Genomic DNA, 15,707 nt, shown 5'->3' on the forward strand with positions numbered 1-15,707 from the left:
TTACTGTTGCCCGTCCCGCTGCGGCGAATAGGGTTCGAGTTCGGACTGCGACAGCGAATGCTTGAGTCGATTGCCATACATGACGAGCGACTCGGCGGTCAGCATCTCATTATGGGCGCAGTCGGTCGAGTGGATGACGATGTCGCCGGAAACGTAAGGCTGCCAACTCTTCGCAAGATACGAGCTGCGATCGCGCTGACCGCGCACCGCGGAAAAGATGGTCATATCACCATCAAAGACACCGGGTTCGTGAATCTGATACAACGCGACGTTGTTGTTCAGGTTCTGCATCAGCGAATCGAAAAGCTCCTCGTATCGGGAGATCTCCACGGCGCCAAGGTCACGAAGCAGTTCTTCCCGCTGCTCGTTGGTAAGCGACTCGTTCAGTCCCAGAACATGGTTGAGTCCCAGGATGTTGAGTCCGCTCTCGGGCACGGGTTGCGCGTCGAGAAGGATCAGTCGCACGACCACCTCGCCGCGACGCTGAAGTTCGATGGCGACTTCGTGGGCGACGACACCGCCAAAGGACCAGCCGAGAAGGTTGTAGGGCCCGCACGGATAGGCCGCTTGCATTCTGTCGGCATAGTCCGCGGCCATATCGCGAAGCGATCGAGGTTCGGCGTCCTCGCCCTGCGGCATTTGCTGAATCCCGATGACCGGGCCGTCCACGTAATTGCCGAGGGCCCGATATGGCCAGCTCACTCCGCCGGCGGGATGAATGCAGAACAGCGGAACGCCGGTTCCTCCCGTCAAACTCTGGACGGGAACGATCTCCTGAGCAGAAGTGGCGTCGGCCGGCAGCCGCTGGGCCAGACCCCGCACAGTGGGCGCCTCGAACAAGATGCCCATCGAAATATGGCCGTCCAGCCTGGAGTTGATCTTCGCGACCAAGCGCATCGCCGACAGGGAGTCTCCACCCAAGTCGAAGAACGAGTCGGTGACGCCCACCAGCTCGAGCCCGAGAATCTGGGCGAAGATGCCGGCCAGGACCTTTTCGACCGCCGTAGACGGGGCGTGATAACGAGCACCGGTGTACCCCGGCTCCGGGAGGGCGCGGGTGTCGAGTTTGCCGTTGGGAGTCAAGGGCAACGCGTCGAGCAGCATCACCGCGGCCGGGACCATGTACACCGGCAGCCGGTCGGCCAGCTGGGCACGCACCTCGTCGGGATCCACCGTTCCGGTGACATAACCCACCAGGCGTTTGTGGCCGGGGCGGTCCTCACGGGCGATGACCGCCGCCTGCCGCACTCCGTCCAGCCTCGCGAGCGCTGCCTGGACTTCACCCAGCTCGATGCGATAGCCGCGGATCTTGACCTGCTCGTCGGCGCGTCCCACATAGCGCAGCTGCCCATCGGCACCCCAAGAGACCAGGTCACCGGTGCGATACATGCGCGTTCCGGGCTCGCCGAACGGACACGGCACAAACCGCGATGCGGTAAGCGCGGCCCGGCCCACGTAGCCACTGCCGACCCCGGCACCGGCCACGTACAGCTCGCCGACCGCGCCGACCGGCACCGGCCGCAACCATCCGTCGAGCACGAACAACGCCGCACCCGGCACCGGCGAGCCGATCGGCGGCGCCCCGATCCCGGGAGTCAACGGAGCACTGATCGCCACGCACATCGTCGTCTCGGTCGGACCGTAGGCGTTGACCATTACCCGTCCCGGCGCCCAGCGATCGACCACCTCAGGTGGGCAGGCCTCACCAACGATCACCAACGCCACCGATTCCAGGCCCTCGGGCGACATCATCGCCACGGCAGACGGAGTCTGGGTGAACACCGTGACCTGTTCGCCGACCAGCAAGTCGTGGAAATCTTGCGGTGAACGCGCCACCGTCTCGGGCACCAGCACCAGCCGCCCGCCTCGTAACAGCGCGCCGAAGATTTCCCACACCGAGACGTCGAACGCATACCGGTGACTTTGCGTCCACACACCCGCGGCGGGCAGGCCGGCGTCCAGTGAGGCAAGCAGCTGCGTCGCGTTGTGATGGGTGATCGCCACGCCCTTGGGCACCCCGGTCGTGCCCGAGGTGTAGATGACGTAGGCAACGCCATCCGCCGCGGGTGCCGGCAACGCCGTGCACGGGTAGGTGGCGATCTGAGGGTCTTCGATATCGATGACCGTCAAGTCGCCCTTGTCCAGCCGCGACCGCAGGCCGGCCGTGGTGACCGCGGCGATCGGCGCGGCGTCCTCGATCATGAATTTGATCCGGGCCCCCGGCGCCGACGGGTCCATCGGTAGGTATGCCGCTCCGGTCTTGAGCACCGCCACGATCGCGACGATGGCCTCGGCCGAACGCGAAAACAGGACGGCCACAGACTGTCCCGGCCCGGCGCCGAGCGCGGCCAACATGTGCGCCAACCGGTTGGCGGCCTCGTCGAGTTCCCGGTAAGTCATCGAGAAGTCCGCCCAGCTGATCGCCACCGCATCCGGCACGCGTGCCACCTGCGTGGCGAACAACGCCGGAATCGACACCGGCGTGATCGCCGGCTGGCTCAGTCCCGCCCGGTTACCGATCTCGGCCAACCGGGCATGCTCGGGCCCGTCGAGCAGGTCGACCGACGAGAGTCGCCGTCCTGGATCGGCGACCATCGCCGCCAGCACCCGCTGCAACCGATCGACCAGCGCCTCGATGCTGCCCGCGTCGAACACGTCGGTGTCGTACTCGACGCGGAGGCCCAGCTCGCGGCCCGGCTGGGCCTGCACCGTCAACGGGTAGTGGTTGTATTCGCGAACCGACGCGTCGGTGAGGGCCAGCTCGTGATCGCCCGACAGTGCGCTGGTATCGATCGGGTAGTTCTCGTAGGCGAAAAGCGTGTCGAAAAGCCTTTCGTGGCCGGTGATTCGGTGCATCTCGCTCAGCGCAAGATGCTGATGTTCGAAGGTGTCGTTGTAGGCGCCTTGCAGCTGATCGATCAGACTTGACGTGGTGGTTGCCGCGGTGACGTTCGCCCGCACCGGCACCGTGTTAATCATCAGCCCCACAATGGTTTCGGCGCCCGGCAGCTCGGCCGGCCTGCCCGATACGGTGGTGCCGAACGCGACATCGTGGTGACCGGTCACCCAACCCAGCAACTGTGCCCAGGCCGCCTGCAGCACGATGCTCATGGTGGTGTGCGACGAGCGGGCCAGCTGGGTGAGCGCAAGCGTGGTCTCGGCCGACACGTCGAACGATTTCACACCTCTGCCACCCAGCCTGGTCCGCTGCGGTGGACCGACCAAGGTGGGGATGTCGAACCCGGCCAGCGCCGCACGCCACGCAGCGCGGGCGGCGTCGACGTCCCGATCGGCCAACCAGGTGACAAACGCCCGATAGGGAACCGGCGCGGGCAACCGGTGTCCGCCGAAGCCGGCGAAGATCTCGCCCAACAGAATCGGCAGCGACCAACCGTCGAGCACGATGTGGTGAATGGTCAGCACCAGCCGGTGCCGATCTTCGCCCATGCGGATCAACGCCGCCCGGAAGGCCGGCTGCTCGGCGAGGTCGTAGACCGCCGCGCGTTCGGCAGCGCAGAACCGCTCGATCTGGGCATCCGGATCGATGATCCCGTCGAATTCGACGACCGACGACCAGGCCATGGTGGGGTCGGCCGGGATGATCTGCACCGGTTCTTCGAACTGCTGGCTGAATCGAGCCACCAGGTTCGGGTACCGGGTGACCACCGTCTGTACGGCATCACGCAGGCGCCGAGCGTCGAGCGCACCGGCGACGGTGAACTCGAGCTGGATCGCATACAGATCGTCTTCGCTCGGCTGCGCCGTGTTGGCGTGGAACAGCAGCCCTTGCTGCAGCGCGGTCAACGGCAGAATGTCGGCGACCTGGTACTGCCGCGCCAGCTCGTCGATCTGCGGCTGGGACAGGCGCACCGACGGAATGTCGGACGGCGTCAATCCTCCCCCGCCGCCGCGCACGTGGGCACAGATGCCCGACAGGGCCTCGAACCACAAACTGCTGAGCCGCCGGATTTGCTCTTCATCGAGAACTGAAGGGGCCCAAGTCCATTCGGCCTGTAGGCGCGGACCGGTGTCGGTATCTACGGTACCGGCGTTGAGCTCCACCGTATGCATCAGCGGCATGGGAACCGCGGTGGCCATGGCGGTGATCGACGCGCCGTCCTGACTGATTCCCCAACCATCCCCGGCTCCCTCAGCCGCCGGGCCGCCCATCCGGCCGAAGTAGTTGAAGCCGATCGGCGGGTCTGCCGCGTCCAGGTCGACATCGGTGTTGAGGTAACGCAGCAGCCCGTACGTGAGGCCATCGGGCAAGGCGCGAAGCTGCTCCTTGGCATTCTTGACCGCGCTTCCAAGCGCCGGCGCACCGGCGACAACCTGAGCCCACGGCAGCCCGGCCACCGTCAACGACACCGGGTATTTGGCGGTGAACCACCCGACGGTGTTGGACAGGTCGGCGTCGTCGGCCAGCTCCTCCTGGCGGCCGTGGCCTTCGACGTCGATGACGATCGGCGCACCGCCGTTGTCCAGGAATTCCGCCCAGGCGAAACCGAATGCGACCAGCAAGATGTCGTGTATCCCGGCATGGAACGCCTTCGGTGCCTCGCCCAGCAGGGTTCGGACCGTTTCGGCATCGTCCATCGACACGGACAGGTGGCCGGCATTGGCATAGGTATCCACCGAGGCGGGCAACGCCGCCGGGCTCGCTGTCACCTGCCGCCACGCGTCGGCATGGGCGACGACCTCCGCGCTGCGGGCGTACTCAGCGAGGAGCTGCGCCCAACGGGCGAACGACGTCCCGGTGACCGGCAATTCCATCGGCTGGCCGCCGAGATGCTGCGCCCACGCGATGTTGAGGTCCTTCAACAAGATCCACCACGACACCGCATCGACGGCCAGGTGGTGGACGATCAACACGAGCTGACCGGTGTCGCTGGCCCACAGCGCGCTCAGCATCGTCCCGGCGCGCGGGCTCAACCGCGAGCGCGCCGCCAGCACCGCTTCTTCGGACAACGTGTCCACCGCGTGCAGGCAGTCGGTGGCGTCCACCGTGCCCGCCTCGGGAACGGTCAACGACCAGCCGCCGGCACCGTCGTCGTCGACGCGCAGCCGGAGCATGGCGTGCCGATCCAGCAAGGCCTGCAACACGATCGCCACATCCGCCTCGACGACGCCTTCGGGAGCCTGCACCACGACGGTCTGGTTGAACTGCTCGATCGGGCCGTCAACGGTGTGCAACCAGTGGATGATCGGGGTTGCCGGCACCGGACCGACGCCTTCGTCGATCGGACCGCTCTCACCGCCGGCCACACCGGCCACCAACGCCAGCCGGGCCACGGACTGCTCGACGAAGACATCACGCGGCCGGCACGTCAGGCCGGCGACCCGCGCCCGCGCCACCACCTGCATCGACAGGATGCTGTCGCCACCCAGCTCGAAGAACGAGTCGTCGACGCCGACGCGGTCCAGGCCGAGGACCTCGGCGTAGATCCCCGCCAGGATTTCCTCGATCGCGTTGCCCGGGGCACGATACCGGTCGACATCCCGATATTCGGGGACGGGCAGCGCGCGCCTGTCGAGTTTGCCGTTGGGGGTCAGCGGCAGCTCCGGGAGCACCACCACCGCGGCGGGCACCATGTAAGCCGGTAGCCGCTGGGCCAGCGCGGAGCGCGCCTGGGCCGCGTCGGCGGTGCCGGTGACATAACCCACCAGACGTTTGTCGCCGGGGCGGTCCTCGCGGGCGATCACCGCCGCCTGCTCAACCCCGTCCAGGGCGGCCAGCGCGGCCTGAACTTCACCGAGTTCGATGCGGTATCCGCGGATCTTGACCTGCTCATCGGCGCGGCCCAGATACTGCAGCTGCCCATCGGCGCCCCAGCGCACCAGGTCGCCGGTGCGATACATCCGCGTCCCGGGCTCGTCGAACGGGCAGGGGACAAACCGCGTCGCGGTCAGACCCGCCCGGCCGACATATCCGTACCCGACTCCGGCGCCGGCGACATACAGCTCGCCCACCACCCCGGCGGGCACCGGGCGCAACCACTTGTCGAGCACAAACAACCCGGCACCGGGAACCGGCGAGCCGATGGGTGCCACACCCGACCCGGCCCGCAGCGGCGCGCTGATCGCCGCGTACACCGTGGCCTCGGTCGGACCATAGGCGTTGATCATGACCCGCCCCGGGGCCCACCGGTCCACCAGCTCGGTCGGGCACGCCTCGCCGGCCACCACCAACGCCGTCTCCTCCAAACCGTCCGGCGACAACATGCCTGCCGCAGAAGGGGTTTGGCTCAAGACAGTGACCCGCTCGGCAACCAGCAACGCGTGCAGGTCTTCCGGTGAACGAGCGACGTCTTCGGGCACCACGACCAACCGACCGCCGTGCAACAGCGCGCCGAAGATCTCCCACACCGACACATCGAAGGACAGCGAATGCCACTGCGACCAGACGCCCGCCGCAGGCAGGCCGTCGGGCAGCGACGCCAGCAGCTGGGTCACGTGACGGTGGGCAATCGCCACGCCCTTGGGCACACCGGTGGTGCCCGACGTGTAAATCAGGTAGGCGACGTCGTCGGGAGTCGGCGCCGGCAACGCGGGACCAGACTGGCTGGCAACAATGGAGTCGTAGACATCGATGACCGCGACGCCATGCCCGTCAAGCTGGTGGGCCAACTCGGTCGTCGTGATTGCGGCGATCGGTGCGGCGTCGCCGACCATGAACCCGATCCGCGCCGACGGTAGCGCCGGGTCTATCGGCAGGTACGCGGCCCCGGTCTTGAGGACCGCCAGGATCGACACGATCGCCTCGGCCGAACGCGAGAACAGCAGCGCGACAACCTGTCCCGGGGCTGCCCCACGGCTGGCCAGAAGCTGCGCGAGCCCGTTGGCCGCCTCGTCCAATTCTCGGTAGGTCATCGAGCGGCCCTCGCAGCTGATCGCCACCGCGTCCGGGGTGCGGGCCGCTTGGGCGGCAAACAGCGCCGGCAGCGACACCGGCTCGCTGGCCGGCCGCGCCCGGTTTCCGATCTCGTCGAGCCGGGCGCGCTCGCCGGTGTCGAGCAGGTCGACCGACGACAGCGACCGCGTCGGATCCGCGGTGACCGCCAGCAATACTCGCTGCAGCCGCTCGATCACGGTCTCGATGCTGCCCGCGTCGAACACGTCGGTCCGGAACTCCACCCGGCCGCCGATCCCCGCAGGCTCGCCGGCCTCGGTCCAGTCCTCGCCAAGCGAGAACACCAAATCCATCCGGGCCGACTGCGTGTCGAGCGGCAGCGGCGTGACCTGCAGATCGCCCAGGCCCAACCCGGTGTTCGGGTCGTTGGTGTGCCCGGGGAAGTTTTGCCAGGCCAGCATCACCTGCACCAGCGGATGGTGGGTCAGCGATCGGGTCGGGTTGAGTCGCTCGACGAGCACCTCAAAGGGCACGTCTTGATGCTCGTAGGCGGCCAGACTGCGCGCGCGCACCTGCGCCAGCACATCGTCGAAGCTGGCATCGTCGGGCAGCTCTACCCGCAGCACCAAGGTGTTGACGAAGAACCCGACCAGGTCGTCCAGGGCGGGATCGCGTCGCCCGGCGATCGGGAACCCAACCGCCACATCGGAACTGGCGGTGATATTGGAGAGCAGCACGGCCAGTGCCGCCTGCACCACCATGAAGCTGGTCGCATTGTGCTCACGGGCCACCCGGGCGACCTGCCGCTGCAAGTCTGCTGACCAGTCCACCTCAACGGTGGATCCCCGCTGGTCGGCAACCAGCGGATAGGGCCGATCGGTGGGTAGCTGCAGCTGTTCCGGCATCCCGGCCAGCGCGTCCCGCCAGTAGGCCAGCTGGGCGGCGACGGGGCTCCGGCTGTCGTCGAGCTCACCGAGCTGCGCGCGCTGCCACAGCGTGTAATCGACGTACTGCACGGCCAGTTCGGCCCAGCCCGGCACCTCGCCCGCGCAGCGGCTGGTGTACGCCATACCGAGATCACGCACCAGCGGGGTGATCGACCAGCCGTCGAAGGCAATGTGGTGGACTACCGCCACCAGCACGTGCTCGTCCTCGCTGACACGGAAACAGGTTGCGCGCAAGGGAATTTCGTTGGCCAGGTCGAAGGAATGCCCGGCCGCCGCGCCGATGGCCTCCTCGAGTCGGCTTGCCGGCCATTCAGTTGCATCGACGACGTCCCAGCCGAAATCGGCATGTTCCACGCCGACGATGACCTGCTGGGGTGATCCGTCGGGGGCCGCGAACAACGTGCGCAGGCTCTCGTGCCGGCGAACCACATCGCCCAGCGCCGTGCCCAGGGCCGCGGTGTCAAGCCGTCCGCCCAGCCGCAACGCCGAGGCGATGTTGTAAACCGGTGAGGGTCCCTGCAACTGGTCGAGCAGCCACAACCGATTCTGCGCAAACGACAGCGGAATGACCGACGGCCGGTCAACTGGAACCAGCCGCGAAAGTCCGCCCGCACCCTCTCCTATACGCGGTGCCAGCTGGGCGACCGTGGGTGCCTCGAACACGTCGCGCACCGAAAGGTCGCAATCCAGGCCAGTATTGACGGCCGCGATCAGCCGCATGGCCAGGATGCTGTCGCCACCCAGCTCGAAGAAGGAGTCGTCGACCCCAACCCGCTCCGCGCCGAGAACGTCGGCGTAGATGCCGGCCAGGATGTCCTCGACCGCATTGCCGGGCGCTCGGTAACGATCGCTGTCCTGATACTCCGGTGCGGGCAGTTCCCGAGTGTCCAGTTTGCCGTTGACCGTCAACGGCAGCGCCTCCAGTGCGACCACTGCCGTCGGCACCATGTAGGCGGGCAGCCGCTCGGCCAGCGCGGCACGCGCCTCGGCCGGCTCCGCGGTGCCGGTGAGGTAACCGACCAGACGTTTGTCGCCGGGGCGGTCCTCGCGGGCGATCACCGCCGCCTGCTCAACCCCGTCGAGCGCGGCCAGCGCCGCGTGAATCTCACCGAGTTCGATGCGATACCCGCGGATCTTGACCTGCTCATCGGCGCGGCCCAGATACTGCAGCTGCCCATCGGCGCCCCAGCGCACCAGGTCGCCGGTGCGATACATCCGCGTCCCCGGCTCGCCGAACGGGCAGGCGACAAACCGCGACGCCGTCAGCCCGGACCGGCGCACGTAACCGCACGCCACCCCGTGACCGGCCACGTACAGCTCACCGACCGTCCCGGCCGGCGCCGGCCGCAGCCACTCGTCGAGGACAAACAGGGCCGCACCCGGCACGGGCGAACCGATCGGCGGGGCGCCCGACCCGGGCGTCAGTGGCGCACTGATGGACGCGTACACCGTCGTCTCGGTCGGACCGTAGGCGTTGATCAGCACGCGCCCCGGCGCCCAGCGGTCGACGATCTCGGCCGGGCAGGCCTCGGCGGCGATCACCAATGCCGCGGATTCCAGGCCGTCGGTGGACAAAACACCGACCGCCGAGGGGGTTTGACTCAGCACGCTGACTCGCTCGGCGACCAGCAGGCGGTGGAAGTCTTCCGGCGATCGAGTCACCGACTCGGGCACCACCACCAGCCGCCCGCCGTGCAGCAGCGCGCCCCAGATCTCCCAGACCGAGTAGTCGAAGGCGTACGAGTGGCACTGCGCCCACACCTGCTCTCGGTCCATGCGCAGGCCGACCTGGAGTGCGTCGAACAGGCGAGTGACGTTACGGTGCGTCACCGCAACGCCTTTGGGCACGCCGGTGGTTCCCGAGGTGTAGATGATGTGGGCGATGTCGTCGGCCGCCGGCAACGGAAGCGCCGTGGGTGCCTGGGTGGCGACCATGGGATCGTTGACGTCGATGACGGCCAGGTCACGCCCGTCGAGCCGGACCGCCCATTGCGCTGTGGTGATCACGGCGATCGGTTCGGCATCGGAGAGCACGAAGTCGAGGCGGGCGGCCGGGACCGCGGGGTCGATCGGCAGATAGGCCGCCCCGGTCTTGAGCACCGCGAGGATCGACGCGATCGCCTCGGCAGAGCGCGAAAACAGCAGGGCCACAGACTTTCCCGGGCCCGCCCCGCGGCCGGCCAACAGGCGCGCCAACCGGTTCGACGCCTCATCCAGCTCTCGGTAGGTCAGCGACCGGCCGTCGGAGACCACCGCCACAGCGTCCGGGGTGCGCGCCACCTGCGCGGCGAACAACGCCGGGATCGCCGGGCTGGTGGCCGCCCGCGACAGCACCGCGCGGGCACCCCATTCGTCCAGTTGAGCGCGTTCGTCGGCATCCAGCACGTCCATCGAGGACAGTCGCCGATGCGGGTCGGTGGTCATGGCCACCAACACCCGCCGCAACCGCTCGATCAACGTGTCGATGCGGTCGGTGTCGAAGACACTGGCGTCGTATTCGACGCGCAGCGCGAGCTCATGGCCCGGTTGGGCTTGCAGTGTCAACGGATAGTGCGTGGATTCGCGGGTGTTGACATCGGTGATGGCCAACTCGTGGTCGCCCATCAGCGCACCGGCGTCGATCGGGTAGTTCTCGAAGGCGAAGAGGGCGTCGAACAGCTGTTCCTGACCAGCGACACGATGAATCTCGTTGAGCGCCAAGTGCTGATGCTCGAGGGTGTCGTTGTAGGCACCCTGCAGCTGGTCGAGCAGGTCTACGGTGGTGGTCGTCGCCGTGATGTTCGCCCGCACCGGCACCGTGTTGATCATTAGGCCGACCATCGAGTCCGCGCCCACCACCTCGGGCGGCCTGCCCGAGACGGTGGTGCCGAACACCACGTCGTGCCGCCCGGTCAATCCGCACAGCAATTGCGCGAAGGCACCCTGCAGCACCGTGTTGACGGTGGTGTGGCGGGAGCGCGCCAGATCGCTGACGGCGCTGGTGATCTCGGCGGGCAGCCGGAACGCCTTGACGTTCTGCTCCCCCAGCTTCAGCCGGTCCTGGGGACTGACCAACGTCGGGGCGTCGAGTCCCGCGAACACCTCGGCCCAGGCGGCACGGGCCGCGTCCCGGTCCCGGGCGGACAGCCAGGCGACGAAGTTGCGGTAGGGCGCGACCGCGGGCAACCCGTGCCCGTAATAGCCGGCAAATATCTCGCTGAGCATGATCGGCATCGACCAGCCATCGAGGACGATGTGGTGGTTGGTCAGCACCAGCCGGTGCTGCTGCGCGGCGGTGCGGATCAACGTGACCCGGAAGGCCGGCTGGTTGGCGAGGTCGCAGACCGCGGCGCGCTCAGCGGCGCAGAGCCGCTGAATCCGCTCAACCGCATCAGTGCCTTCGGCGCTCAAATCGACGAAAGACCAAGCTGTTTCGGGTTCAGCCGGGATCACCTGCACCGGTTCGTCGAACTGCGGGCAGAATCGGGCCACCAGGTTCGGATGCCGGTTGACCATGGTGCGCACCGCCTCGCGCAGGCGATTTTCGTCGAGCGGCCCGGCGATGCTGATGTCCAGCTGTCCCGCGTACAGATCGTCGCTGTCCCGGGAGGTGTTGGCGTGGAAGAGCAGACCCTGCTGCACCGAGGTCAGCGGTAGCACGTCGGCGATGCGGTACTGCTGGGCCAGCCGGTCGATCTGCTGCTGGGTGAGCCGGGCCGGAGCAATATCCGACGGTGTCAATCCGCCACCGCCCGTTCGGACGTGGGCGCAGATGCCCACCAGGGCCTCGAACCACAGCCGGCTCAGTCGGGTGATTTGCTCCTGGTCGAGCCCCGACGGCGCCCACGTCCAGTTGGCGTGCAGTCGGGGGCCGGCGTCAGTGTCGACGGTGACAGCGTTCAGCTCGACGCTGTGCATGAGCGGCATCGGTATCGCGGCGGCCGCACCAGTGACGGACAGACCCTGCTGGCTGACCCGCCACAGCTCATCGGAGAGCTCGGCGACGCCCCCCGGGCGCCCCAGGTAGTTGAATCCGATCGCCGGGTCAGGTGCGTCCAGGTCGACGTCGGTGTTCAGGTAGCGCAGCAAGCCGTAGGTCACCGGGTCGGGCAGGGCGCGCAGGTGCTCTTTCGCGTGTTTGATCGCGGCGCCCAGCGCGACCTCTCCGGCCTGCACCTGCGCCCATTCCAGGCCGGCCACCGCCAACGCCACCGGGTACTTGGCGGTGAACCACCCCACGGTGCGAGACAGGTCCACTTCGGCGGCGATGTCCTCGTGCCGTCCATGACCCTCGACGTCGATGGCGACCGGCGCGTCGCCGTTGCCCACGAATTCCGCTGTCGCCAAGGCGAATGCGATCAACAGGATGTCTTGTATCCCGGCATGGAATGCCGCGGGCACCTCACCCAACAGCGCTCGGGTCGTCTCGACATCCAGCTCCGCCGAGAGATGTCCCGCGGCGGCAAAGGTGTCCACCCCAGGTTGCACCGCGGGCAGCGCGGAGGGAGTCCCCGCGATTTCCCTCCAGGTGTCCGCGTGCTGCACGACGTCCTCGTGCCGTGCGTAATCAGCCAGCAACGACGCCCACCGGGCAAATGACGTTCCGCCCGGCGGCAGCGCCGGCGGCTGGCCCAGCCGGTGCTGGGCCCACGCAATGTTCAGGTCCTCCAACAGGATTCGCCAAGACACCCCGTCGACGGCCAGATGGTGGATGATCACCGCGAGCTGGCTGGTGGAGGTCACCCACAGTGCGCTGAGCATGACGCCGTCGGCCGGGTTCAACCGCGACCGCGCCGCCGCGAGCGCCTCATCGGACAACACGTCCACCGTTTGCAGGCAGTCGCCGGCATCCACCGATCCCGGCTCCGGCACGGTCAACGACCAGCCGCCGGCACCGTCGTCGTCGACGCGCAGCCGCAACATGGCGTGCCGATCAACCAAGGCCTGCAACACGATCGCCACGTCGGCCTCGGTGACTGCGGCCGGGGCCTGCACCACGACCGTCTGGTTGAACTGCTCGACCGGGCCGTCAACGCTGTTCAGCCACCGCATGATCGGCGTGACCACCACCGGTCCGACGCCCTCGTCGAGCACGTCGCTTGCACCGTCGACCACACCGGCCACCCGGGCCAGTCGGGCCACGGTCTGCTCCACGAAAATGTCGCGGGTCTTGCAGGCCAGTCCTGCGGCACGGGCCCGCGTGACCACCTGCATCGACGAGATGCTGTCGCCGCCCAAATCGAAGAACGAGTCGTCGACACCCACTCGCTCCAGTCCGAGGACCTGGGCGTAAATGCCGGCCAAAATCTCCTCGACCGCGTCGCCCGGGGCGCGATACCGGTCGACGTCCTGATACTCCGGTGCGGGCAGGGCGCGGATATCGAGCTTTCCGTTGGGAGTCAGGGGCAGGCTGTCGATGGCCACGATGGCGCTCGGAACCATGTACGCCGGCAGTCGGTCGGCCAAGGTGTCGCGGGCACCCGCGGGATCGATGGTCCCGGTGATGTAACCCACCAGGCGCTTGTCCCCGGGACGGTCTTCGCGGGCGATCACGACCGCTTGCTCGACTCCATCGAGCGCAGAAAGGGCGGCTTGGACTTCGCCCAATTCGATTCGGTACCCGCGGATCTTGACCTGCTGGTCTGCCCGGCCCAGGTACTGCAGCTGCCCATCGGCGCCCCAGCACACCAGGTCCCCGGTGCGATACATCCGCGTCCCGGACTCGTCGAACGGGCACGCGACAAACCGGGAACCGGTCAATCCCGGCCGCCGCCAATATCCTGCTGCTACACCGGCGCCGGCGACATACAGCTCTCCGACCACCCCGGCGGGCACCGGGCGCAACGATGCATCGAGCACAAACAACCCGGCACCCGGAACCGGCGAGCCGATGGGTGCCACACCCGACCCGGCCCGCAGCGGCGCGCTGATCGCCGCGTACACCGTGGCCTCGGTCGGACCATAGGCGTTGATCATGACCCGCCCCGGGGCCCACCGGTCCACCAGCTCGGTCGGGCACGCCTCGCCGGCCACCACCAACGCCGTCTCCTCCAAACCGTCCGGCGACAACATGCCTGCCGCAGAAGGGGTTTGGCTCAACACGCTGACCCGCTCGGAGACCAGCAACGCGTGCAGGTCTTCCGGTGAACGAGCGACGTCTTCGGGCACCACGACCAACCGACCGCCGTGCAACAGCGCGCCGAAGATCTCCCACACCGACACATCGAAGGCCAACGAGTGCCACTGCGACCACACCTCGGTCGACGGCAGGCCACCACCGGCCGACACCAGCAGCTGGGTGGCGTTGTGATGCGTTACCGCAACACCTTTGGGGACACCGGTGGTGCCCGAGGTGTAGATGAAGTAGGCAATGCCGTCCGCGGCAGGCGCCGGGAGGCCCGCGACGGATTGCGCGTCCACGGCAACGTCGTTGACGTCGATGATCGCGATGTCCTGGCCGTCGAGCCGGTCCGCCAATTCGGCGGTGGTGATCGCGGCGACGGGTGTGGCGTCGGCAAGCACGAATCCGATCCGGGTCCCCGGTAGCGCCGGGTCGATCGGCAAGTAGGCCGCCCCGGTCTTCAGCACCGCAAGGATCGACACGATCGCCTCGGCCGAGCGCGAAAACAGCAGCGCCACAGACTGTCCCGGGCCCGCGCCATGGCCGGCCAACAGGTGCGCCAACCGATTCGACGCGTCGTCCAGCTCTCGGTAGCTCAGCGAGCGGCCGTCGCATACCACCGCAACGGCTTCCGGCGTGCGGATCACCTGCTGGGCGAACAGCTCTGGAATCGACACCGGGGCGGGCGGTGGTCCGGTCAGCACCGCCCGATTACCGAGCTCATCGAGGCGGGCGTGCTCAGCCTTGTCGAGCAGATCGATCGACGACAACGCCCGGGCAGGATCGGCCGTCATCGCCGTCAGCACTCGCCCCAGTCGTTCGACGAGCGTCTGAATGCTCTGCGCGTCAAACACATCGGTGCGGTATTCCACCGTCCCACCGATGCCGGCGGGCGAACCATCGGCATCCCAGCGTTCGGCCAGTGAAAGCGTCAGGTCCATCCGGGCGGTCTGAGTGTCGACCGGAAGCGGGGTGACCTGAACATCACCCAGAGACAACCCGGCGGCGGGGCCACCGGCATGCCCAGGCAGGTTCTGCCAGGCCAACATGACCTGCACCAGCGGGTGATGGGTCAAAGATCGGGTGGGGTTGAGCCGCTCGACGAGCACCTCGAAGGGCACATCTTGATGCTCGTAGGCAGCCAGGCTGCGCTGCCGCACCTGGGCCAGCAGATCGGTGCAGCTCGGGTCGCCGGCCACCTCGACACGCAACACCAATGTGTTGACGAACATGCCCACCAGATCGTCGAGCGCGGGGTCGCGCCGCCCGGCGATCGGGAACCCAACCGCGACGTCGGAATTGCCGCTGATTTTGGACAGCAGCACAGCCAGTGCGGCCTGCATCACCATGAAGCCGGTCGCATCGTGCTGACGAGCCATCGACGCGACCCGCTGTTGCAACTCGACCGGCCAGTCGACCTCCACGGTGGCTCCGCGCTGATCGGCGACCAGCGGGTAGGGCCGATCGGTGGGAAGCTGCAGCCGTTCGGGCATCCCGGCCAGCGCCTCCTGCCAGTACGCCAGCTGGGCCGCGATGGGGCTCTCGGTGTCGTCGAGTTCGCCGAATTGCGCACGCTGCCAGAGCGTGTAATCGACGTACTGAACGGGCAGATCCGCCCACTGCGGGGCTTGCCCGGCGCAGCGGCTGGCATACGCCACGCCCACGTCACGCACCAGCGGGGTGATGGACCACCCGTCGGCGGCAATGTGATGCACCGCGGCGACCAACACATGTTCGTCGTCGGCAACGCGGAAAAGGCTCGCCCGCAACGGAATGTCGGCGGCCAGGTCAAAAGTATGCAGCGCCGCGG

Annotated in this window: 1 protein-coding gene (only partly in view); it reads right to left on the minus strand. The window is 67.8% G+C overall.

Going from position 1 to position 15,707, the window contains the following annotated elements; all coding sequences use genetic code 11:
- A protein-coding gene (locus tag MNAB215_RS25305; RefSeq protein ID WP_077081222.1) for a non-ribosomal peptide synthetase crosses the window boundary here: on the minus strand, positions 1-15,707 show its 3' portion. It continues 15,430 nt past the right edge of the window; 15,707 of the gene's 31,137 nt are visible here — the last part of the coding sequence; its start codon lies beyond the right edge, outside the window — the gene reads right to left on this strand; the stop codon is at positions 1-3.

This window comes from Mycobacterium numidiamassiliense (genome assembly GCF_900157365.1).
Taxonomy (GTDB): Bacteria; Actinomycetota; Actinomycetes; order Mycobacteriales; family Mycobacteriaceae; genus Mycobacterium; species Mycobacterium numidiamassiliense.